Source organism: Variovorax boronicumulans, assembly GCF_030812215.1.
Taxonomy (GTDB): domain Bacteria; phylum Pseudomonadota; class Gammaproteobacteria; order Burkholderiales; family Burkholderiaceae_C; genus Variovorax; species Variovorax boronicumulans_C.
On the sequence record NZ_JAUSSG010000006.1, the window covers coordinates 345,295 to 366,678 of the forward strand.

Consider the following 21,384-nt stretch of genomic DNA (forward strand, 5'->3'; position numbering starts at 1 on the left):
GGCTTTGGCCGAAATGAACAGCAGCGCTTCCACGACCATCGCACCCGTCCGGCTGCAGGCGCTGCTGCTGGCCGAGCCTGCCGGGGAGCTGGCCTTGCTCGACGTGCGCGAAACCCGCTGGTTCGTGCAGCGCCATCCCAACCTTGCGCGCAACGCGCCACTGAGCGGGCTCGAACTGCAGGTCGGCGCGCTCGTGCCGCGGCGTTCCACGCCCGTGGTGCTCTACGACGACTACAACGCGCCCGACGGCCCCGCCCAGGCTGCGTCGGCATTGCTTGCGCGCCTCGGCTACACCGACGTGCGTATGCTCGACGGCGGCCTTCAGCGCTGGGTGACCGAGGGGCTGCCCGCCATCGACGGCTACGGCACGCTGGTCAAGGCCTTCGGCGACCGCGCGCGGCTGCACTACGGCACGCCGGGCCTTCCCATCGACGCCCTGCGCGCACGCCAGCGCAAAGGCCTGCCGACCACGCTGGTCGATGCCCGGCCGCGCGCGGAATTCGAATTCCTCTCGCTGCCCGGCGCGCGAAACCACGCCGGCATCGAGCTCGCGCTGCGCCGCTTCGAGCCGGACGGTGCGGAACATGTCTGGGCCATCAACTGCTTCAGCCGCACGCGCGGCATCATCGGCGCCACCACGCTGCGGCTGCTCGGCCGCGCGCCCGACGCGGTGTTCGTGGAAGACGGCGTGATGGCCTGGGGCCTGCAGGGTGCGCCGACGGTGCAGAACGCGGTGCCCGATGACGAGCTGCCGCCCGAATCGCCCGAGGTGCTGCGCCGCATTGCCGACGAACTGCTCGAACGCTTCGCCCTTCCCGTGGCCGACGCTGCGCAGCTCGCCAACTGGCGCGCCGACGACACGCGCACGCTCTACCTCTTCGACGTGCGCCCCACCGCCGATCCGGCCTTCGCGGGCACCGCGGTCCAGCAGGTGCCCGGCGGTCAGTTGTTCATGCATTTCGAGAACCTCGTTGGCACGCACGGCGCCCGCATCGTGCTCATCGACGATCCGGCGCATCGCCTGCGCGCCGCAGTCACCAGCTTCTGGCTCACGCAGCTCAACCAGGCCGAGGTGTATGTCTACGACGGCGCGCTGTCGCCCGAACAGGCGCCTCCCGCGCCGGCGGCCACGGTGACGGATGCACCCACGCCTCTCGACCCCGAAGCCCTCGCGCAGCTGCGCAGAAATGGCGCGGTGACGGTGATCGACGTGGGCGCCAGCCTCGACTACGAACACGGCCACCTGCCCGGCGCGCTCTACATGCTGCCGGCCTCGCTGGGCCCGCTGGCCTCGCATGCCGTGGCCGGCCGCACACTGGTCTTCACCTCGCCCGATGGCGCGGCCGCACGCCGTGTCGCGCGCGACGCGCAACAGCGCTGGCCGGGATCGGGGGCGGTGTTCACCTGGCTCCGGGGCGGAACACAGGCCTGGAAGGCGTCAGGACGGCCGCTGTCGACCGCTTTCGTTGCGGCACAACTGCTGACCCCCTTCGACGACGACTGGGGCTCGGTCATGCGCGTGTTCGGCCCGCGCCGCGATGCGGCCTGGGCCGATTACCTCGCCTGGGAGCGGGCGCTGGCCGCACGGGTCCTGCAGGACCCGTCGGTACGCTTTCGCTTCTTTCCTACCGGGCAGGGGCCGGATCGGGCAGCTCGATCTTGATGTCGAGCACTTCGAGGTTGTCCTGGGTCTCCAGGTGCACCTTGATGTCGTCGGGATTGATCGACACGTACTTGGAAATCACCGCCACCAGCTCGCGCTGGAGTTCGGGCAGGTAGTCGGGGCGCTTCTTGCCGCTGAGGCTGGAGCGCTCGTGCGCGAGGATGATCTGCAGGCGCTCTTTCGCGACGCTTGCAGTCTTCTTCTTCTCGCCAAGCAGGAACGAGAGAAACGACATGCCTACTTGCTCCCGAAAATCCGCTTGAAGAAGCCCGGCTTCTCTGCGTCGACGAAGCGCATGGGCTTCTCTTCACCGAGAAAGCGCGCCACCACATCGCTATAGGCCTGCGCCACGTCGGTGTCCTTGTCGTGGATCGCCGGCACGCCCTGGTTGGAGGCATGCAGCACGCTTTCCGACTCGGGAATCACGCCGATGAGCTTGATGCGCAGGATGTCCTGGATGTCTTCGAGCGAGAGCATCTGGCCGCCCGCCACCCGGTTCGGGTTGTAGCGGGTGATCAGGAGGTGCTCCTTGATCGGGTCGCCGCCTTCCTTGGCGCGCTTGGTCTTGCTGCTGAGCATGCCCAGGATGCGGTCCGAGTCGCGCACCGAGGAGACCTCGGGGTTGGTCACCACCAGCGCCTCGTCGGCGAAGTGCATCGCCATCATCGCGCCGGTCTCGATGCCCGCGGGCGAGTCGCAGACGATGTATTCGAAGTCCATCGCGGCGAGGTCGTTCAGGATCTTCTCGACGCCCTCTTGCGTGAGCGCTTCCTTGTCGCGCGTCTGCGAGGCGGCCAGCACGAACAGGTTGTCGCACTGCTTGTCCTTGATGAGCGCCTGGCTCAGGTTGGCTTCGCCTTGAATGACGTTGATGAGGTCGTACACCACGCGGCGTTCGCAGCCCATGATCAGGTCCAGGTTGCGCAGGCCCACGTCGAAGTCGATCACGGCCGTCTTCTTGCCCGCGAGCGCGAGGCCGGATGCGAAGCTGGCGCTCGTGGTCGTCTTGCCGACGCCACCCTTGCCCGAGGTCACCACCACAATTTTGGCCATGGCCATTCCTTCTTGTTTCGATTCTGTTGTTGGTTGTCCGATGCGCCGCGTCCGTCAGGAAACACGGTCGCCGCCGGGCCGCCCCAAGGCGGACCGTGCCTCCCCCTCGGGGGGTGGCGAATTACACGCAGCGAAGCGGAGTGAAAAGCCGGGGGGCATATCAGATCGCGTCGATCACTAGTTTTTTTCCATCCAGCCGCACCTGCGCCGACTTGCCGAGCACCGGGTCCGGCAGCGGCACCTCGTTGGTGCGGTAGATGCCGGCAATGGCCACGAGCTGCGCTTCCATGCAGGTCGAGAAGATGCGCGCCTCGGTGTTGCCGCGCGCGCCCGCAATCGCCTTGCCGCGCAATGGCGCGTAAACGTGCACGTTGCCGTCGGCGATGACCTCGGCGCCGAAGCTCACCACGGCCGTCACCACCACGTCGCCGCCGCGGGCGTAGACCTGCTGGCCCGAGCGCAGCGGCTTGTCGATGAGGAGCGTGCCGTTGGCCGGCACCGGCACCTCGCGCACGATCTGGGGGGCTTCGGCCGGCGCTTCCGCGGGCGGGGCCGGTGGCCGGGGCGCGGGGGCCGAGGGCATGGCCGCCAGCGAGAGGCCGGCGGCGCGGGCCGCGGCATTCTGGGTGTCGTTGCCGCCGCGCACCGCGATCGGCTGGGTCTGGTGGCGCGCCAAGAGGCTGCGCAGGGCCGCGAAGTCGATCTCGGCGGTGGCTTCGCCGTCCTCGTCCTGCTCGGGGAGCTGGGAGAGGTCGATCACCACCGGCTCCTGCTCGAAGAAGTCGGGTGAATCCGCCAGCTGGGCGTCGAGCGCCTCGGCCAGCACGTCCAAGTCGGACGTCTTGAGGATCACTGCGATCAGCGGCAGCGTGGCGCTCTTGAATTCGAAAACCGCCTTGGTGCGCGCGGCGGAGACATCGGCCATTGGGAAAACGTCGGTGCGAAAAGCGTTGGAGTCTAACGGGCGCGGGCTTCCGGGCGGTGACCGGGCCCCGCTTGATCCGCTCCAGACAACACTTCTTGCATGACGTTACGAGGCAAACGCCCAAGATTGCGCGCACTTCGCGCTGCGCCGCCGACCCCTCATTCAGTTCTTCGTCTTGCCCAGCAGCGCGTAGAGGATGATCGCGCCGAACGTCGCGGTCCCGATGCCGCCGAGGGCGAAGTCGCCGAACTTCAGCGTGAAGTCGCCCGTGCCGATGATCAGCGTGATCGCCGCCACGATCAGGTTCTTGTTCTGCGAAAAGTCGACCTTGTTGTCGACCCAGATCTTGGCGCCTGCAATGGCGATCAGCCCGAACACCACGATGCTCACGCCGCCCATCACCGGCAGCGGAATCGCCTGGATCAGCGCGCCGAACTTGGGGCTGAAACCCAGCACCAGCGCGATCAGCGCCGCCACCACGAACACCGCCGTCGAGTAGATGCGCGTGGCCGCCATCACGCCGATGTTCTCGGCATAGGTGGTCACGCCCGTGCCGCCCGCGGCACCGCTCACCACGGTGGCGATGCCGTCGCCGATGAAGGCGCGGCCCATGTAGGGGTCGAGGTTGCGGCCGGTCATGGCCGTCACCGCCTTCAGGTGGCCGAGGTTTTCGGCCACGAGGATGATCGCCACGGGCGCGATCAAGAGCATCGCGTTGGCCGTGAACACCGGCGTGGTGAAGGTCGGCAGGCCGAACCAGGCCGCATTGGCGATGCCGCTCAGGTCCACCGGCTTGCCCATGCCCAGCAGGTTCGTGAGCACCGCGTAGACCACCGTGGCCAGGATCAACCCGACCAGGATCAGGAGGCGCTGCAGCATGCCCCGCGCGAACACCGCCACCAGCCCGACGCACAGGAAGGTCACGGCCTGCATCCACGAATCGAAGTTGCTGGCCGCCATGTTCTTGATCGGCACGGCCGCGAGGTTCAGGCCGATCACCGCCACCACGGCACCTGTGACCACGGGCGGCATGAAGCGTTCGATCCAGCCCGTGCCGATGGCCTGCACCAGCGCCCCGATGAGGATGTAGACCACCCCGCAGGCCACGATGCCGCCCAGCGCCACCGCGATGTTGGCGTTCGGCCCCTTGCCCGCGTAGCCGCTGGCCGCGATTACCACGCCGATGAAGGCGAAGCTCGAGCCCAGGTAGCTGGGCACCTTGCCGCCGGTCACGAAATAGAAGATCAGCGTGCCGATGCCGCTCATCAGGATCGCGATGTTGGGGCTGAAGCCCATGAGGATCGGCGCCAGCACCGTGGCGCCGAACATCGCGATCACGTGCTGGATGCCCATCGCGCCGGTCTGCAGCCAGGGCAGCCGCTCGTCGGGCGCGATGACCGCGCCGTCGGCCAGTGTGGACACCGGCTTTTCAGTCCAGTTGAACATTGCTTATCTCCTCTTGTTGGTTTGTCGCGGTGCGCCCCTGCGCGCTCCGGGGCGTGATTGTGGTGGATGAACCCCGCGCTGAACACACCCGCAAGAGAAGAAGATGGCGGCCCTCCCGGACCGTCGCATCTTCTCAGCGTGGCTGGAGCACCGCCATCGTGATCCGCGACACGCAGGTCAGCTCGCCCGCCTCGTTCGTCAGGTCGATCTGCCAGACCTGCGTGGTGCGCCCCCGGTGCACCGGCCGCGCGGTGCCGATGACCCAGCCGCTGGTGACCGAGCGGATGTGGTTCGCGTTGATGTCCAGGCCCACGGCGCGGTCGCCCTCGGGGGCCGAGTAGTGCGCGCCGCAGGAGCCCAGCGTTTCGGCCAGCACCACCGACACGCCGCCATGCAGGATGCCGTAGGGCTGGCGGGTGCGTTCGTCGACCGGCACGCGGGCGCGGATGAAGTCGTCGCCCACCTCCAGGAACTCCATGCCCAGCGTGGACACGGCCGTGCCGACGTGGTTGCGGGTCAGTTCTTCGATCGAGATGTCTTTTTTCCAGATACGCATTCGGTTCTTTCGGGGACAGGGTTTCAGAAACTATAGCGATGGCGGCTGACATGGGCAGTCGCCTTTGCGTGCTAACTTGGCCCGATGAAGCACCCCCTGCGCCGCTGGCTCATCGGCATCGCCACCGTCCTGCTGATCGGCATCGGTGCGCTGGTGTGGTTCGTGAGCTCGCGGCTGCCGAGCGACGAGGAGGTGGCGGTCCGCATCTCCGAGGGCTTCGAAAAACGCTTCGGCGTCGGCCTGAAGGTCGGCGGCGCCCACTGGGCCCTGCTGCCGACGCCGGTCCTCGTGCTTTCCGACATCGCCACCGACCAGCCGCGACCGGTCACCCTGCGCCGCGTCACGGCGCAGCTCAAGCTCACCGAGTTGCTGCACCGCGTCATCGCCGTGGACGAACTGGAGATCGAAAGCCTCGTGCTGCCGCGCGAGTCGGTGCGCGCCTTCCGCGGCAAGGGGCCGAAGCCGCACGAAGGCGGCAACGTCATCGCGCTGCCCGCACCCTGGACGCTCGCGCCGATTCCGCTGGAACAGGTGCGTTGGCGTGACGTGGTCTGGATCGACCGGCGCGACATCGCGCTTGCCTATGACGGCGAGATCGCCTTCGACGCCAACTGGCGCCCGCGCCAGGCCCGCGTGGAACGCGCCGGGGCGACGCCGCCGGCGCGCCTGCGCCTGGACCGCGAGGCCGGGCAGGACCGCTGGCGCACCCGCATCGACGTGGGCGGCGGCACGTGGAACGGCGTCACGCTGTTCGAGACGCCGGCCGGCGGCAAGCTGCGCCTGTCGGCCGAGCTCGAGCCGCGCCAGGTCGACATCGAAGGCCTCGTGCAGGCCTTCGGGCGGCGCACCTCGGTGGCGGGCAAGGTCAACGGCCATTCCACGCTCGTGGCCGAGGCGGACGAAGCCAACGAATTGGGCGCGCTCGTACGCAGCCTGCACACCCGCACCACCTTCTCGGTGCGGCCCGCCACGCTCACCAGGCTGGACATCGCCAAGGCCGTGACCACCGCAGGCATCAGCCGCGGCGGCACCACGCAGCTTGACGAACTCACCGGCACGCTCGACACCCAGGGCACCGAGGACGGCATCGTGATGCGCTACACCAACCTCAAGGCGCGGTCGGGCGTGCTCACGGCAAGCGGCAACCTGCGGCTCTTCAATCGCAAGATGGAGGGTGACCTCGCGGTGGACTTGGTGGACGGCGTGGTCGGTGTGCCGCTGAAGATCGGCGGCAGCGTGAGCGACCCCGAGGTGTCGTTGACGGGCGGTGCGCTCGCGGGTGCTGCCGTCGGCAGCGCGGTGCTGCCGGGCGTGGGCACGGCCATCGGTGCGCGCGTGGGGCAGCAGGTCGAGAAGCTGTTCGGCGGCGGGGAGCCCGAAAAGAAGCCTGCGCCGAAGCCGCGAAAGCCCCCGGCCTCGCAACGCTAAGACAGCGCGCTTCAGGCGGGCTCGGCGTCGCCGGGTGGCTCGATGGCCGCAACCGCTTCGGCCTCCTGCATGCGCGGCACCGGCCGCTCGCCGATCTGCTGGCGCCACATCGCGTAGTACAGCCCCTTGCCTTCGAGCAACGCCGCATGCGTGCCGCTCTCCACGATGCGTCCTTTTTCCAGCACGTGGATCGTGCCCGCATGCATGATCGTCGAGAGCCGGTGCGCGATGAGGATGGTGATCTGCGTGCTGCGCGCCGAAATCTCGCGCACCGTGGCGGTGATCTGCTCTTCGGTCAGCGAGTCGAGCGCCGAGGTGGCCTCGTCGAAGATCAGAAGGCGCGGCTCCCGCACCAGCGCCCGCGCAATCGACAGCCGCTGCTTCTCGCCGCCCGAGAGCTTCATGCCGCGCTCGCCGATGGGCGTGTCCAGCCCCTCGGGCGACTTCTCGGCCAGGTACGCGCACGAGGCCTGCCGCATGGCTTCGAGGATCTCCTCGTCGGTCGCGTCGGGCTTCACGAGCTGCAGGTTCTCGCGGATCGTGCCCGCGAAGAGATGCGTCTCCTGCGTCACGAAGCCGATCTGCCGGCGCGCCTGGTTGTAGCGCAGGTCGCGCGTGGAGATGTCGTTGTAGAACACCTCGCCGCTCGCGGGCGTGTACAGGCCCACGAGCAGTTTCACGAGCGTCGACTTGCCCGAGCCCGAGGGCCCGACGAAGGCGATGGTGTCGCCCAGCCCCGCCTCGAACGACACCTCATCGAGCGCGTTGTCCGTCGCGCCCTTGTGGCGAAAGCTCACGTCGGCAAACCGCAGGTGCGTGACCGGCCCGATGCTGATCGGCGACTCGGGCCGCCGCTCGATGGGCTTTTGCATCAGCGCCTCGAAGTTCAACAGCGACGCCTCGGCCTCGCGGTACGCCAGGATGATGTTGCCCAGCTCCTGCAGCGGCGCAAAGATCGCCACCGAAATGAACTGCATCGCGATCAACTCGCCCGTGCTCAGCACGTTGCGAAAGATCAGCCACAGCAACGCGAACAGCACCGCCAGCTTCAGCAGGCTCAGCGTGGTGCCTTGCAGAAAGGACAAGAGCCGGATGCGCTTCACCTTCTGCATCTCGAGTGCGAAGATGCGCGTGGTCTGCGCCTGCAGCCGCCGTATCTCCGGAAAGGTCAGCCCCAGGCTCTTGATGAGTTCGATGTTGCGCAGCGATTCGGTGATGAAGCCCGAATTGCGGTTCGTCTCGCGCGTGATCGAGCGCTGCTGGCTCTTGATCTCGCGGCTCAGGAGGCCGGTGAGCCCACCCAGCACCAGCACGCCGATCAGGAACACGGGAACCAGGAGCCAGTGCTTGGTCACCGCGTACCAGACCAGGAACCCGATGCCCACGATGGCTGCGAACGCGGTGTTGATGAAGGCGTTGATGAAGCGCTCGCTGTCCGCGCGCACCTTCTGCAGCATCGACAGCGTTTCGCCGCTGCGCAGGTCCTCGAATTCGGGGAACTTCAGGCGCAGCACCTGCCGCAGCCCGTCGTTGAAGATCTGCGTGCCGAACTTCTGCACCACCAGCCGCGTGATGTATTCCTGCAGCGCCTTCGCGAGCCGCGATGCGATGGCCACGCCTACCGCGAGCGCCAGCAGCCGCAGCACGCCGGAGACCAGTTCTTCTTCCGTCTTGCCGTCGCGGTGGATCGCATACTGGTCGATGATCTTGCCGAAGATGATCGGGTCGACCAGCGCCAGCACCTGGCTGATGCCCGCCAGCAGCAGGGCAAGCAGTGCGAGGCGCGCGTGCGGCCGGAGGTACGTCCAGAGGATGTGCATCGCGCCAGTATGCGACGCACCCCTCGCACCTGCGAAATCAGCCGAACGCCTTGATCACCGCCGGCACCGTCAGCACCGCCGTGTAGTACCCCATGAACTGCACGCCGGTGTTGAAGCCGATGGCGCGCGACAAGAGCCCGCCGAGCAGGCCCATCGTGAGGATCACCAGCAGGCCGAGCAGCTGGCCTTCCCACACGCTGATCACCACGATCAGTCCGACGAAGGTCGCGATGATCGCCTCGTGGCTCACCTTGCGCGAGACGAAGAGCGCCGCGCGGCGTGCGAAGTTCATCGTGAACGGATACGCCACCAGCGCTGCGAGCACCACCGCCAGCATGCCGTAGCCGAGGAACTCCCAGTGGTTCAGCAGGTTGTGCAGGTTGTGCGTCTGGCCCGTGGTCGAATCGATGGTGAACACCGGTGGTGCATTGAAGAGCGGCGCGGCCGGGCCGGCCGCCACCGGGCTCAGCGGCAGGCCGATGGCGATCAGCGGGATCAGCGCCTCGGCGATGTAGGTCGCCTCGGTCACGCCGTTGCGCGCGGCCAGCGTGGTGGTGAGGCGGTGGTACGCATGCTTGATGCGCGAGCCCACCAGTTCGCCCAGCACCACTGTCATCGCGACCGGGCTGAAGACGAAGGTCGCGCTGGAGATCGTGGCGGTCGCGAAGGTCCACTTCACCTGCGTGCGGTCGAGCACCTTGAACGGATTCGGGAAATAGCCCGTCCAGCCTTTCACGTCGGGCGCGAGCGAGAAGGTGCGGACCTTGTCGCGCTTCATGCGCGCACGCGCCGCAGGCGAGATCACCGAGAACAGGTCCGCCACCAGCGGCCCGATGGCGATGCCGAGGAAGTAGCTGATGCTCAGTTTCACGCCGTATTTGCCGGTGAGCGCCTGCAGCGCGACGATCACCATCACGAACGGCACCAGCGTGGCGACCGAGGCCCAGCGCCCGCTCGAGAAGTAGGCAATGGCCACCGCCGCCGCCACGAAGATCCACGGCGCCGCCTTGGTGATGGCCGCGCCGTAGGGCGCGAGCAGCACCGCGAAGAGCACGGCCAGCGGCACCGCGATGAAGGCCGCGATGATCGCGCCCGACACCATCTTGCGCAGCGCGATGTGCGGCACGCCCAGGTTGCGCAGCACGTTGGCGTCCTGCAGCAGCGGCGTGGCCATGGTGTCGCCCGGAATGCCGAGCAGCGCCGTGGGCACCGCATGCGTCATGTGCTTGGCCACTGCCGCCGCAAGGAAGAAGGTGAACACGCCTTCGGGCGGCACGCCGAGCAGCACGACCAGCAGCGTGAGCGGTGCGAGCGTGGTGGTTTCGTCGGTGCCCGAGACGAGGCCGATGGCCGCGAACACGACGGCGCCCACGAGGCCCATGCCGGTGGCAACGAGGATCTGGTTGAGGAGCGCGGCTTCGATCACGATGCGGCTCCTTCGGTAGTGCGGGCGCGGGGCTTGTACGACGCGAACAGGTCGTAGATCTCCAGCTCCTTCATCTCGCGCACCACCGAGGGCGGCAGGTCGTCCACCGAGCCCAGGTCGCCGTGCTCGCCGGCCAGTTCGGCCAGCACCTCTTCGCGCCAGCGCGGATCGGGGTCGGTGCCCTCGACCACCTCGCGCTTCGGCGCGAAGAGCTTCGCGCAGATCAGCCCCGAGACGACGCAGCCGCCGAGGCCTGCGAGCATGGCGTAGGCACGCGCCAGCTCGGGCGTGCTCACGGCGCTCGCGAGCAGGCGGCTCGCCACGAGGTAGCCCGCGAGGCTCACCGCGACGCCGATGACGATCGACCAGGCGAGGTGGCCCAGGTCGGCGGTGTCGCCCCATATCTCCACCAGCCGCCACCGCGCGGGCGTTGCACTGTCTGCGTTCATGTGTGATGTCTCCGTCTATGGTTATGTGACGGCCATTTGCATGGCCGCCGCGCTGCGCCCGGTTTGGGCCGCGGTCCGTTCGCGGGGCTCTCCCGCCTTGCCTGCTTACTTCTTGCGCAGCGCTTCGAGCAGCGCCACCGCGCGGTCGGTGCGCACGTCGTGCTCGGCGGCCATCTGCTTGGCGATGCTGTCGATCTCGTCGCCGGTGGCGCCCGCGACCAGCGCGATGTTGCGGGCATGCAGCGCCATGTGGCCGCGCTGGATACCTTCGGTGGCGAGCGCGCGCAAGGCGCCGAGGTTCTGCGCGAGGCCGACGGCCACGGCAACTTCGCCGAGCTCCTGCGCCGACTTCACATCGAGGATCTTCAAGGCGAGCCGTGCGAGCGGATGCGTCTTCGTCGCGCCGCCGACCAGCCCGACCGGCATCGGCATCTCGATGGTGCCGACGAGCGCGCCCGTCGTGTCTTTCTCCCAGGTTGTCAATGAGGTGTAGCGCCCGCTGCGGCAGGCATACGCATGCGCGCCGGCTTCCACCGCGCGCCAGTCGTTGCCGGTCGCGACGATCACCGGGTCGACGCCGTTCATGATGCCCTTGTTGTGCGTGGCCGCGCGGTACGGGTCGATGGCCGCGAAGGTGTACGCATCGATCACGCCCTCGAGCACCTCTTCGCCGCTGCGCTCGCGTGTTGCTAGAACAGAAGGCGCGAGCCGCACGCGCGCACGCGCCAGCCGCAGGTCCGCCAGGTTCGACAGGATGCGAAGGCGCACCGTGCCGCCCGTGAGCTTTTCGACCAGCGGCGACACCGCCTCGGCCATGGTGTTGACAGTGTTCGCGCCCATCGCGTCGCGCACGTCGACGATCAGGTGCATCACCACCATCGCGCCACGCGGCGTGTCGCCGAACACATGCACCTCGATGTCGCGGCAGCCGCCGCCCAGGCCGATCAGCACCTTGTCGCGGCTGTTCGCCACGGCCAGGATTTCTTCGCGCGCACGCAGCAGCGCAAGCCGCGCACCGTACGGGTCGGTGATGCCGATCACCTGCACCTGTGCGCGCATCAGCGGCCCGGTGCTCGAGGCCTCGAAGCCGCCGCCTTCGCGCGCCAGCTTGGCCATGAACGACGCGGCGGCCACCACCGAGGGCTCCTCCACCGCCATCGGCACGAGGTAGTCGCGGCCGTTCACCGTGAAGTTGCCGGCCACGCCCAGCGGCAGCTCGAAGGTGCCGATCACGTTCTCGACCATGCCGTTGGCGCGGTCCACGCTCAGCGCGCCGGGCTGGGCGAGCAGCGCCACCTCGTCGTCGGTGAGCGATGCGGCCTGTGCGATGTGGGCGAAGCGCTGCGCGGGCGTGAGTGCGCGGAAATTGGGAATGCGGGAGTCGGCGACCATCGTTGCTTGTCTCTTCGGAAGATGAATTCGGGAGCAGGCAATTTAGGTCGGCTGTACCGCCGGCGGAAGGCACAGTTTGGCGGGACAGTGCGGACAGTGGTGCGCCGAAGCGGCCCGCTGTGTCACAGTCTCGGCCCATGACCACCATCGCCGATTCGCTCGCCGACACCCTCGCGCGCCAGATCGCGAGCGGCGCCTACAAGGCCGGCGACAAGCTGCCGTCGCTGCGCGAACTCGCGCAGCTGCACAGCTACGCCAAGAACACCGTGGTGGCCGCGTTCGAGCTGCTGGTGTCGCGCGGGCTCGTCGAGCCACGGCGCGGTTCGGGCTACTTCGTGCTCGCGCAATCCAACCCCAAGCCACCCGAGGAAGACGCGGGCAGCCTCGGCCGCGCGATGGACATCGTGTGGCTCATGCGCGAGCAGCTCAAGACGCAGCCCGATGCGGTGGCCGTGGGCGACGGCTTTCCGCCCGTCGAATGGCTGGCCGACGTGCGCCTGGACAAGTACCACCCCAAGGTCGTGCGCACGGGGCTCGGCGCGCTGTTCCGCTATGGCAGCCGCTTCGGCTATGCGCCGCTGCGCGACCACCTCGTGCGCAAGCTCGCGGACTTCGGCATCGGCGCCGAGCCGCGGCAGATCGTGCTCACGCACGGCGCCAACGAGGCGATGGACATCGTCATCCGCTACTTCGTGCCGCCCGGCGGCAAGGTGCTGGTCGACGACCCGGGCTACTACCCGCTCTTCGGCAAGCTCAAGCTCGCGGGCGCGCAGATGCTGGCGGTGCCGCGCCTGGCGGACGGGCCCGACCTCGACGTGCTGGAGCAGTTGCTCATCACCGAGCGGCCGCGCCTTTTCTTCACCCAGTCGCTCGCGCACAACCCCACGGGCTCCGACATTTCGCCGGCCAAGGCCTTCCGCGTGCTGCAGCTCGCGCAGAAGTACGACCTGCTGATCGTGGAGAACGATCCGCTGGCCGATTTCAAGCCGACCGCGTTGCCGCGGCTCTCGGCGCTCGATCAGCTGGAGCGCACGATCTACATCGGCAGTTTCTCGAAGTCGTTCTCGGCGGCGCTGCGCGTGGGGTTCATCGCCTGCGGGGCGGATCTCGCGAGCGATCTCGCCGACCTGAAGGCGCTGATCCACGTGAGCAGCTCGGAGTACAGCGAGCGCACGGTCGACGTGATCCTGAGCGAAGGCCACTACCAGCGGCATCTCAACCGCCTGCAGACGCGCCTCGGCGAGGCCACGCGCAAGGCGCTGCAGCTCTTCGATTCGGTCGATGCGGAGGTCTTCGCGCGCACGCCGCAGTCGCTCTACATCTGGGCCGCGCTGCCCGGCGTGGCCGACTCGCTGGCCTTTGCCAAGGAGCTGCTGCCGCGCAAGATCGTGATGGCGCCGGGGCGCATCTTCAGCGTCGATTCGACGCAGGTCTCGCGCTGGTCGCGCTTCAACGTCGGCGCCATGGCCGACCCGCGTTTCGCGAAGGCGCTGCGCACCGCGCTGCGGCGGCGCGCCTGAATCAGGCCTTGAACGTGCCGTGCCGCCCGGCGCCTCCGGCGAATCGCGCGGCGCCAGCCTCGCCCTCGGCAAAAACGATCGGCACGCCCTGCGCGCCCTCGCGCCGCAGCGCCTCGGCCAGCGGCAGGTCCCACTGTTCGTAGGCGGAGCGGCGGTCGGCGAGCATGCATTGCTGCGGAAACGCGGCGATCTGCAGCGCCAGTTCCCGCGCCGCGGCGAGCGCGCCGCCCGGTGGCGTGACGCGGTTGACCAGGCCCATCGCCAGTGCCTCGGTCGCGGAGACGGGGCGGCCGGTGAGGATCATGTCGAGCGCCCGCCCCATGCCCACGAGGCGCGGCAGCCGCACCGTGCCGCCGTCGATCAGCGGCACGCCCCAGCGGCGGCAGAACACGCCGAACACTGCGTCGTCGTCGGCCACGCGCAGGTCGGCGAGCAGCGCGAGTTCGAGGCCGCCTGCCACCGCATAGCCGTTCACGGCCGCGATCAATGGCTTGGACAGGGCCATGCGCGTCGGCCCCATGGGGCCGCTGCCGCCGCCTTCGGGATCGAGTTCGTTGCGCTCGTCCGGGTTGCCGACGGCGCCCAGGTCGGCACCCGCGCAGAAGTGGCCGCCCGCGCCCGTGAGGATCGCCACGCGCAGCGCGTCGTCCGCCTCGAAGCGCTCGAAGGATTCACGCAGTTCGGCGGCCACGGTGCCGTTGACGGCATTGCGCTTGTCGGGGCGGTTCAACGTCAGGGTGCAGACCGCCCGATCCGTGTCGTAGGTCACGTATTCCATAGCCATGTTCGCGTTCCCCTGGAGGCAGAATTACTTACTCAATAGCTCTCGGTCATCGTAGGAAATATTTCTCCGATGCGCAAACGTGGAAAAAATATGCAATGTCCCGGTCACCATTCCGAGTGCGCCGGAGCTGATCCTCGACCTGCTCGTCGCCCATAGCGGCATGTTGAGCGCGCAGTCGCTGTGCCGCGCCGGCGCCCTGATGGGCATCGGCGAATCGACGCTGCGCGTGGGCCTCACGCGGCTCGCGAGCGACGGCAAGATCGAACGCAGCGAGCGCGGCAGCTATGCGCTCAACCGCGCGGGGCCGGCGCTGTCGCGCGCGGTCGATGGCTGGCGGCAGCGCGGCGCACAGGCCGTCGCGTGGCGCAACGACTGGCTCGCGGTGCACGACGGGGGCGTGCCGCGTTCGGACAAGACGGCCTGGCGGCACCATGGCCTGGCGCTGTCGCTGCGCGGCTTTGCCCCGTTGCAGGCCGGCCTGCACATCCGGCCCGACAACCTCCGGGGCGGGCTGGCGGTCGAGCGCGAACAGCTGCGGGGCCTGGGCCTGTCCTCGAAGGCGCTGGTGTTCCGCCTTGCCGACATGGACGACGCCACGCAGGCGGCCGCGCGCAAGCTGTGGAACGTGCGCGCGCTGACGGTCGGCTACCAGCGCCTGCAGACCGGCATCGAGCGCAGCGAGAAGCGGCTGGACAAGCTGCCGCTCGAAGCGGCCGTTCGCGAGTCGCTGCTGCTCGGGCGTGCCGTCATCGCGCACCTCATCCGCGATCCGCTGCTGCCGGCCGAACTCATGCCGCCGGCGCCGCGCACCGCGCTGCAGGCCGTCACGCGCCGTTATCAGGACAAGGCGCGCAGGCTGTGGCGCGCGTGGTTCGCAGAGGCCTGACCGAAAGCTTCAGCCCAGTTCGTCGAACTGGACAACGCCTTCCTTCATGACCAGCGGAATGCGCTCGCCCTGCCCGAGCAGGCATTCGACATCGCGCAGCGGATTGCCATCGACCACGAGGATGTCGGCGAGCGCACCGGGCACGAGACGGCCGAGGCGATCCGGCATGCCCAGCACCTCCGCACCGACGATGGTGGCGCTTGCGATGGCCTCGGCCGGTGAGAGCACATCGGCGCGCAGGCGGAACTCGTCGCTCTGCAGGCGCTGCGACTCGCCCAAGAGGTCGGAGCCGAAGCCCATCTTCACGCCAGCCTTCCTGTAGATCTCCAGCGAGCGCAGACCCGCCTCGCGCACGTCGGCCACCTTGGCCACGCTTTCCTTCGGCAAGCCGAAGCTCTCGCCTTCGTTGGCCAGCGCGTCGTAGGTGACCAGCGTCGGCACCGCGTAGGCGCCCAGCTCCGCCATCAGCGCGGCCGTGGGCGCATCGACGAGGTTGCCGTGCTCGATGGTGCGCACGCCGCAGCGCACCGCACGCGCGATGGCGGCGGCGGTGTAGGCATGCGCCATCACGTAGGTGCCGCGCCCCGCGGCTTCTTCCACGATGGCGCGGATCTCGTCCTCGCTGTAGCCGAAGGCGCCCACCGGATCGGTCGGCGAGGCCACGCCGCCGGAGGCCATGATCTTGATCTGGTCCGCGCCCATCTGCAGCTCTTCGCGCACGGCCCGGCGCACCGCATCGACACCGTCGACCACGCGCGCCAGCGCGCCGACCCGCACGCAGGTCGAGCAGGTCGCGGCGGGGTCGAGGAAGTCGGAGCGTCCGCGCATGTCGCCATGCCCGCCCGTCTGGCTCAGCGCACGGCCCGAGACGAAGAGGCGCGGCCCCTGTGCGAGGCCTGCGTCCACCGCCTGCTTGAACGCGAAGCCCGCGCCGCCCGCATCGCGCACCGTGGTGAACCCTCGGCGCAGCATGCCGCGCAACATGGGCACGCTGCGCAGCGTGATGAGCACGTTGGGCATGTGGACCTGGCGCGAGAGATTCAACTCCACCGCAATCACGTGCACATGCAGGTCGATGAGGCCGGGCATCACCGTCTTGCCCTTCGCGTCGATCACGCGCGCCGTCTTGCTCTGCAGCGGCTTGTCGGAAACCTCGCGGACCACGCCGCCTTCGACCAGGATGTCGTGGCCTTCGAGCAGTTCGCTGCGCAGCGGATCGAGCAGGTTCGCGTTCCTGAAAAGGACCGTGTTCGTCATGCAATGGTTTCCTTGGTCTGTTGCGCCATCACGGCTGGCACCGCCAATTGCGCGAACACCCGCGCGAGTTCGACGTGGCCATCGCCGTACCAGTTCTCCTCGTGCAGCATGTTGAGCGTGCCGAGTGTTTCGCCCTGCCAGCGCAGCGGAATGTTCAGCACGCTGCGGCAGCCCAGCGACACGATGAGCGCGTGGTCGTAGAACACGTCGCGCAGGTCCTCCGCGTTGCGGCCGATGTAGGGCAGGCCGCGTTGCATCACCTGCTGCATCCATGGCGAATCGGTGATCGGCTTGCGTCCGCCCACCGGGTAGGCCTCGCGCATGTTGGTGTACACGCGCTCGGATTCGCGCGCCTCGCGATGGTGGACGAGGATCGTGAAGAGCCGGTGGCCGATGGTCGATGCGACCGCCTTGTCGATGGCATCGAAGGTGGCGTGCGGCTGGATGGTCTCGGCATGGGCGAGCGCCACGGCCGAGAGGGAATCTTCGAGAGAGGTCGATGGCATGGTTGTCGGATGTCGTCAGGAAAGTTCGCCGGCCGCAATGTCTTCGAGCGAGCGGCCGCGCGTGGGAATGCCCATGAACGTGACGGCCGCCGCGCCCAGCAGCAGCACCGCCGTCGTCATGCCGAACACGCCCGCGAAGCCGGCCGTCGGGTAGATGAAGCCCACCAGGATCGGCGCGGTGATGCCGCCGATGCGCCCGATGGCCGAGGCCAGGCCCGAGCCCGTCGCGCGCACCTGCGTCGGAAACACCTCGGGCGTGTAGGCATAGACACCCGCGTACGTACCGTTCATGAAGAAGGACAGCAGCACGCCCGCCACCATGATCTGTGCATCGCTGTGCGTGAACGCGAGCCCCAGCGCGCAAAGCCCGCCCAGCAGCATGTAGCTCACGATGGTGGCCTGCCGGCCGATGCGCTCGTTGAACCACGCGGCCGAGAAGTAGCCCGGAATCTGCGCGATGTACATCACCAGCGAATAGCCGAAGCTCTTGGTGATCGTCATGCCGTTCTGGATCAGGAGGCTCGGGATCCAGGTGAAGAACGAGTAGTAGCTGAAGGTGATCGACAGCCACATCAGCCAGGTCATGGTGCTGATGCGGATGAGCTTTTTGGAGACCAGCGTTGCGTAGTTCGTCAGCAGGCTGCCGCGCGTGGTACTTGGCGGTGGGGCGGCGACGTCTTCGGCATTGAGCACGGGCAGCGCCTGGCCGCGGCGCAGGTGGTCGGACTCCATTGCATCCATGATCGCGTCCGCCTCGGCGGCGCGGCCCTGGCTCTCGAGCCAGCGCGGCGACTCCGGCAGCGCCCGGCGCCACCACAGCAACAGCACCACCGGCAGCGCCGTGATGAAGATGACGATGCGCCAGCCCTGCGGGTGCGCGGGCACGATGAAGTAGCCCAGCAGCGCCGCGGCGACGAAGCCGAACGAGAAGAAGCCCGCGAGCGCGCCGGTGAAGGTGCCGCGGTAGCGCCGCGCCACGAACTCCGAAAGGTACGGCGCGATGATCGCGCTCTCGGCCCCGGCGCCGAAGCCGGCCACGATGCGCAGCGCGAGGAAGAGCGTCCAGTCGTTGACCATGCCGCTGAAGAGCGAGGCCACGCAGTAGATCGCGAGCGCCGACATCATCACCTTGCGCCGCCCGATCAGGTCGCCGCAGGTGCCGGCCGCGAGCGCGCCGAAGAAGAAACCGATGAAGTTCGCGCTGGCCAGCACGCCGATCTGCACGCTGCTCAGCCCCCATTCGGTGCGCAGCACCGGAAGCACGAAGGCGATCACGGCGGCATCCATCGCATCGAAGGTGTAGCCGAGGCCCCCCATGAGGAGCAGGCGTCGATGGAAACCAGAGAAGGGCAGGCGCTCGATGCGCGCCGACAGCATGGTCATGGGGATCCCTCGGCTTCAGGTGGGGTAGGGGTGAAGCGGCAGATCGTAGGATCGGGGAGATATCACGACAAATTTATATGCGTGATTGTGTTTATTGAGCCGGTGAATGAATGGGACGCACGATGAACTACCGCAATGCCGATCTCAACCTGCTGAAGGTGTTCGAAGCCCTGATGACCGAAGGCAATGTCACGCGCGCAGCCAGCAAGCTGTCGCTGACGCAGCCCGCGGTCAGCAATGCGCTGCGCCGGCTGCGCGACACCTTCGACGATCCGCTCTTCGTGCGCAGTGGCGTGGGCGTCAACCCGACCCGGCGCGCCATCGATCTCTGGGAGCCGCTGTCGCAGTCGCTGCATGCGATCCGCGCGACGATGGACGACGAGCGCTTCGACGCGCTGCGCAGCACCGCGAGCGTGAGCATCGCGATGTCCGACTACGTGTCCTCGATCGTGGTGCCGCGGCTGGCGGCCCGGCTGGGCAAGGTCGCGCCGTCGATGCAGGTTCATGCCATTCCGAACACGCTGGTGGATTTCGGCCCGGTGCTGGCCGACAACAAGGCCGACTTCGCGATCAGCGTCTACAACGAGGAGGTGCGGCGGCCGGCGTTCCTCAAGTCGAGGGCCTTGTGGTCGCCCGACTTCCTCTGCTTCATGCGCGCAGGGCATCCGCTGGCGCGCACGGGCAAGATTCCGCTGAAGAAATTCCTCGCGGCGCGGCATGTGGATGTGAGCCTGGTCGGCAAGACCACGCCGACCTACGACCTCTTTCTGCGCAGCCGCGGGCTGCAGCGCAACCTGGTCGCGACGGTGAACCACTACGGGGCGGCGTACGAGGCGGTGCGCCGTTCCGACCTGCTCGCGGTGCTGCCATGGTCGGAGAAGTTCGAACCCTCGCGCCTCGCGGGCCTGCGCATGGTGCCGGTACCGCTGGAGGCGCCGCCGCGCATCATCGAACTGTTCTGGCACCAGCGGCACGAGACCTCGGCGCTGCACCAGTGGGTCAAGGACACGCTGCTCGCGCTGTTCGAGCAGCCGTCCTGATCAGCCGCGCAGGCGCACCACCTGCGGGTCTTGATCTGCAGAGTGCAGGCGCGCCACCTCGGCCGCACGCCGCGCGAGCACCGCGCGCTGGTTGATGTACCCCTTGTCGGTGATCTCACCCGCGTCGAGGCTCGGCGGTTCGGCCAAGACCAGCGCGCACGCCGGGCACTGCGACGAGCCCGCGCCTTCATCGCGCAGCGAACGCAGCACGCCGGCAATGCGCTCGGCCAACGCTTCAGATGCGAGCGACGTGGCCTGCGGACCTGGAAACACCAGCATGCCGATCTCGTCGCGGTCGTGGCCGGTGAGCACCACGTCCTGCACATGCGGCGCGAGCATCGACACCAGCTTCACGCGCAGCGTGCCCACCGAGACCCAGGTGCCGGTCGAGAGCTTGAAGTCCTCGGCCACGCGGCCGTTGAAGATCACGCCTTGCGCGGGCTCCGCGGCGTTCGCGAGGAAGCCGGCGTCGCCGATGCGGTAGTAGCCTTCCTCGTCGAATGCCTCGGCCGTTTCACGTGGCGCATCGCGGTAGCCCGGGAACACCGAGACGCCCTTGACCCGCATCTCCAGCTTCTGCCCGTTGGGCACGAACTTGAGTTCGAGCCCCGGCAGCGGCGCGCCGATGCAGCCTGCGCCATCGAGCTTCCAGTGCGCGGAGGTGATGGCGGGCGAAGTCTCGGTCGCGCCCCACGAGGTGGTGAGCCACAGCGGGCGCGCTGGCCGCACGCGCTGGGCCACCGCTTCGAGCCGTTGCCACGTCGAAGGCGCGAGCGCCGCTGCTGCATAGAAAGCCAGCCGCAGTCGCGAGAACACCTCGGTGGCAAGTGCGTCGTCGGCTTCGAGAAAGGGCAGCAGCATGTCGAAGCCCCGAGGCACGTTGAACAGCAGCGTGGGCCTCACCTCGCGCAGGTTGCGCACCGTCTTCTCGATCAGGCCCGGCGCGGGCCGGCCCTCGTCGATGTAGAGCGCGCCGCCGTGGCACAGCACCATGTGCAGGTTGTGGTTTGCGCCGAAGGTGTGGCTCCACGGGAGCCAGTCGACCAGCACCGGTTTCTCCTCAGTGAGGAAGCGCCAGGTCTGCGCCATCATCTGCTGGTTGGCGCACAGCATGCGGTGCGTGTTGATCACCACCTTGGGCTTGCCGGTGGAGCCCGAGGTCAGCAGGTACTTGGCGTGGGTGTCGGGGAGGATGGTTGCGAAGGCTTCCATTACCGCCGGTGTTTCGCGGGCCGCGAGTAACCGCTCGAAGGCCATTGCACCCGGATGCGCATCGGCGTTGCGGCTGAACACCGTGACGGCCTCGACGCCGCAGCCCGCAAGCGCGCCGCCATACACCTTGGCGTCGGACGCGTAGATCAGCGCAGGCCCGAGCGCCTTCAGCATGCCGTGCAGCCGCGACGGGTCCTTCGCCATGCGCGAGTACGCGCTGGAAAGCGAGCACGCCGTGCGGCCGATGTGCATCGCCGCGAGCATCAGCACCGCGTGGTCGATCGCGTTGTCCGAGAGGATCACGATGGGCTGGCCCGTGGGCAGCTTCAGGTCGAGCAGACCCTGCGCGACCGCGCCGACGGCATGGCGCAGCGCGTGGTAGTCGAGCTTGCGCCAGCCTTCGCCGCTTTCATCGCGCTCCGCGAAGGCCAGCGCATCGGGTGTCTCGCGCGCCCAGCGCTCCAGCCATTCGCCGATGCAGCGCGCATAGGGCTTCAGCGCCTGTGGCGAGCGCAGCGCGAAGGAACCGTCGTCGAAGTCGATGCGCACCGTGCGGGGTGGGGCGATCAGGCTTTTGTCGTTGAGGAAGTCGGTCATATGTGGTCGCTGCCGGGCCGCCCCAAAGCGAACCACGCCTC

The 21,384-nt window shown here is 68.2% G+C and carries 19 protein-coding genes; 5 read left to right on the forward strand and 14 right to left on the reverse strand.

Features of this window, described 5'->3' with window-relative positions:
* Positions 1-13 precede the first annotated feature (13 nt).
* Positions 14-1,663, forward strand: a complete 1,650-nt coding sequence (locus J2W23_RS18250; protein WP_307649713.1) for a rhodanese-like domain-containing protein — start codon at positions 14-16, stop codon at positions 1,661-1,663.
* On the opposite strand, the gene minE is transcribed toward J2W23_RS18250, so the two are convergent.
* From minE to J2W23_RS18275, 5 genes are all read right to left on the reverse strand, one after another.
* Positions 1,626-1,898, reverse strand: coding sequence for a cell division topological specificity factor MinE (gene minE, locus J2W23_RS18255; RefSeq protein ID WP_013538543.1), 273 nt, complete (start codon positions 1,896-1,898; stop codon positions 1,626-1,628). The two genes, J2W23_RS18250 and minE, sit on opposite strands and share 38 nt — an antisense overlap.
* Before the next feature lie 2 nt (positions 1,899-1,900).
* Positions 1,901-2,716: a septum site-determining protein MinD gene (gene minD / locus J2W23_RS18260; RefSeq protein WP_176661061.1), complete on the reverse strand. Its 816-nt coding sequence runs from the start codon at positions 2,714-2,716 to the stop codon at positions 1,901-1,903.
* A gap of 160 nt (positions 2,717-2,876) precedes the next feature.
* Entirely contained in the window at positions 2,877-3,641 is a 765-nt protein-coding gene (gene minC, locus J2W23_RS18265; RefSeq protein WP_176661060.1) for a septum site-determining protein MinC, read from the reverse strand.
* A gap of 162 nt (positions 3,642-3,803) precedes the next feature.
* Positions 3,804-5,087 (reverse strand): solute carrier family 23 protein, encoded by a 1,284-nt coding sequence (locus tag J2W23_RS18270; RefSeq protein ID WP_307649714.1) that lies wholly within the window; start codon positions 5,085-5,087, stop codon positions 3,804-3,806.
* 133 nt (positions 5,088-5,220) lie between these two features.
* Positions 5,221-5,643 (reverse strand): hotdog fold thioesterase, encoded by a 423-nt coding sequence (locus J2W23_RS18275; RefSeq protein WP_176661058.1) that lies wholly within the window; start codon positions 5,641-5,643, stop codon positions 5,221-5,223.
* A gap of 84 nt (positions 5,644-5,727) precedes the next feature.
* Here J2W23_RS18275 and J2W23_RS18280 point away from each other — a divergent pair, with 84 nt between their 5' ends.
* Positions 5,728-7,071, forward strand: a complete 1,344-nt coding sequence (locus J2W23_RS18280) for a hypothetical protein (protein WP_307649715.1) — start codon at positions 5,728-5,730, stop codon at positions 7,069-7,071.
* Positions 7,072-7,082: 11 nt separating this feature from the next.
* Here the strand turns inward: J2W23_RS18280 and J2W23_RS18285 are convergent, their stop codons facing one another.
* From J2W23_RS18285 to J2W23_RS18300, 4 genes are all read right to left on the reverse strand, one after another.
* Positions 7,083-8,891 (reverse strand): ABC transporter ATP-binding protein, encoded by a 1,809-nt coding sequence (locus tag J2W23_RS18285; RefSeq protein WP_307649716.1) that lies wholly within the window; start codon positions 8,889-8,891, stop codon positions 7,083-7,085.
* A gap of 37 nt (positions 8,892-8,928) precedes the next feature.
* On the reverse strand, positions 8,929-10,314 hold the full coding sequence (locus J2W23_RS18290) for a tripartite tricarboxylate transporter permease (RefSeq protein ID WP_373423954.1): 1,386 nt from the start codon (positions 10,312-10,314) through the stop codon (positions 8,929-8,931).
* A complete protein-coding gene (locus J2W23_RS18295) occupies positions 10,314-10,766 on the reverse strand; it encodes a hypothetical protein (protein WP_176661054.1) in 453 nt (150 codons plus the stop codon). The genes J2W23_RS18290 and J2W23_RS18295 overlap by 1 nt, the downstream gene beginning before the upstream one ends.
* Before the next feature lie 105 nt (positions 10,767-10,871).
* A complete protein-coding gene (locus tag J2W23_RS18300; protein WP_307649718.1) occupies positions 10,872-12,158 on the reverse strand; it encodes a hydroxymethylglutaryl-CoA reductase, degradative in 1,287 nt (428 codons plus the stop codon).
* Positions 12,159-12,295: 137 nt separating this feature from the next.
* Between J2W23_RS18300 and J2W23_RS18305 the strand changes: the two genes are divergently transcribed.
* Positions 12,296-13,678 carry an aminotransferase-like domain-containing protein gene (locus J2W23_RS18305; protein ID WP_307649719.1) on the forward strand — a complete coding sequence of 461 codons (1,383 nt, stop codon included), beginning with the start codon at positions 12,296-12,298 and terminating at the stop codon, positions 13,676-13,678.
* A 1-nt stretch (position 13,679) separates the two neighbouring features.
* On the opposite strand, the gene J2W23_RS18310 is transcribed toward J2W23_RS18305, so the two are convergent.
* Positions 13,680-14,456, reverse strand: a complete 777-nt coding sequence (locus tag J2W23_RS18310; RefSeq protein WP_307649804.1) for a crotonase/enoyl-CoA hydratase family protein — start codon at positions 14,454-14,456, stop codon at positions 13,680-13,682.
* An 85-nt stretch (positions 14,457-14,541) separates the two neighbouring features.
* Here J2W23_RS18310 and J2W23_RS18315 point away from each other — a divergent pair, with 85 nt between their 5' ends.
* Complete coding sequence (locus J2W23_RS18315) at positions 14,542-15,348, forward strand: PaaX family transcriptional regulator C-terminal domain-containing protein (protein ID WP_307649720.1); 807 nt, start codon at positions 14,542-14,544, stop codon at positions 15,346-15,348.
* A 9-nt stretch (positions 15,349-15,357) separates the two neighbouring features.
* Here the strand turns inward: J2W23_RS18315 and J2W23_RS18320 are convergent, their stop codons facing one another.
* From J2W23_RS18320 to J2W23_RS18330, 3 genes are read right to left on the reverse strand one after another with little or no spacing between them, the layout of a single operon-like run.
* Positions 15,358-16,605, reverse strand: a complete 1,248-nt coding sequence (locus tag J2W23_RS18320; RefSeq protein WP_307649721.1) for a metal-dependent hydrolase family protein — start codon at positions 16,603-16,605, stop codon at positions 15,358-15,360.
* Positions 16,602-17,111, reverse strand: a complete 510-nt coding sequence (locus tag J2W23_RS18325) for a GAF domain-containing protein (RefSeq protein ID WP_307649722.1) — start codon at positions 17,109-17,111, stop codon at positions 16,602-16,604. Before J2W23_RS18325 ends, J2W23_RS18320 begins: the two co-directional genes overlap by 4 nt.
* Before the next feature lie 15 nt (positions 17,112-17,126).
* Positions 17,127-18,494, reverse strand: coding sequence for an MFS transporter (locus J2W23_RS18330; RefSeq protein WP_176661048.1), 1,368 nt, complete (start codon positions 18,492-18,494; stop codon positions 17,127-17,129).
* Between the two features lie 122 nt (positions 18,495-18,616).
* On the opposite strand from J2W23_RS18330, the gene J2W23_RS18335 reads away from it, so the two are divergent.
* Positions 18,617-19,534 carry a LysR family transcriptional regulator gene (locus tag J2W23_RS18335; protein WP_307649723.1) on the forward strand — a complete coding sequence of 306 codons (918 nt, stop codon included), beginning with the start codon at positions 18,617-18,619 and terminating at the stop codon, positions 19,532-19,534.
* On the opposite strand, the gene J2W23_RS18340 is transcribed toward J2W23_RS18335, so the two are convergent.
* Positions 19,535-21,343 (reverse strand): feruloyl-CoA synthase, encoded by a 1,809-nt coding sequence (locus J2W23_RS18340; RefSeq protein WP_307649724.1) that lies wholly within the window; start codon positions 21,341-21,343, stop codon positions 19,535-19,537.
* Between the last annotated feature and the right edge of the window lie 41 nt (positions 21,344-21,384).

What these genes read in the sequence shown, in the direction of transcription:
- J2W23_RS18250 (WP_307649713.1), top strand. Translation starts at nt 14, where the DNA reads ATGAACAGCAGCGCTTCCACGACCATCGCACCCGTCCGGCTGCAGGCG.
- J2W23_RS18325 (WP_307649722.1), bottom strand. Translation starts at nt 17,111, where the DNA reads ATGCCATCGACCTCTCTCGAAGATTCCCTCTCGGCCGTGGCGCTCGCC.
- J2W23_RS18280 (WP_307649715.1), top strand. Translation starts at nt 5,728, where the DNA reads ATGAAGCACCCCCTGCGCCGCTGGCTCATCGGCATCGCCACCGTCCTG.
- J2W23_RS18285 (WP_307649716.1), bottom strand. Translation starts at nt 8,891, where the DNA reads ATGCACATCCTCTGGACGTACCTCCGGCCGCACGCGCGCCTCGCACTG.
- J2W23_RS18295 (WP_176661054.1), bottom strand. Translation starts at nt 10,766, where the DNA reads ATGAACGCAGACAGTGCAACGCCCGCGCGGTGGCGGCTGGTGGAGATA.
- J2W23_RS18305 (WP_307649719.1), top strand. Translation starts at nt 12,296, where the DNA reads ATGACCACCATCGCCGATTCGCTCGCCGACACCCTCGCGCGCCAGATC.
- minC (WP_176661060.1), bottom strand. Translation starts at nt 3,641, where the DNA reads ATGGCCGATGTCTCCGCCGCGCGCACCAAGGCGGTTTTCGAATTCAAG.
- minE (WP_013538543.1), bottom strand. Translation starts at nt 1,898, where the DNA reads ATGTCGTTTCTCTCGTTCCTGCTTGGCGAGAAGAAGAAGACTGCAAGC.
- J2W23_RS18310 (WP_307649804.1), bottom strand. Translation starts at nt 14,456, where the DNA reads ATGGAATACGTGACCTACGACACGGATCGGGCGGTCTGCACCCTGACG.
- J2W23_RS18320 (WP_307649721.1), bottom strand. Translation starts at nt 16,605, where the DNA reads ATGACGAACACGGTCCTTTTCAGGAACGCGAACCTGCTCGATCCGCTG.
- J2W23_RS18340 (WP_307649724.1), bottom strand. Translation starts at nt 21,343, where the DNA reads ATGACCGACTTCCTCAACGACAAAAGCCTGATCGCCCCACCCCGCACG.
- minD (WP_176661061.1), bottom strand. Translation starts at nt 2,716, where the DNA reads ATGGCCAAAATTGTGGTGGTGACCTCGGGCAAGGGTGGCGTCGGCAAG.
- J2W23_RS18275 (WP_176661058.1), bottom strand. Translation starts at nt 5,643, where the DNA reads ATGCGTATCTGGAAAAAAGACATCTCGATCGAAGAACTGACCCGCAAC.
- J2W23_RS18335 (WP_307649723.1), top strand. Translation starts at nt 18,617, where the DNA reads ATGAACTACCGCAATGCCGATCTCAACCTGCTGAAGGTGTTCGAAGCC.
- J2W23_RS18270 (WP_307649714.1), bottom strand. Translation starts at nt 5,087, where the DNA reads ATGTTCAACTGGACTGAAAAGCCGGTGTCCACACTGGCCGACGGCGCG.
- J2W23_RS18330 (WP_176661048.1), bottom strand. Translation starts at nt 18,494, where the DNA reads ATGACCATGCTGTCGGCGCGCATCGAGCGCCTGCCCTTCTCTGGTTTC.
- J2W23_RS18300 (WP_307649718.1), bottom strand. Translation starts at nt 12,158, where the DNA reads ATGGTCGCCGACTCCCGCATTCCCAATTTCCGCGCACTCACGCCCGCG.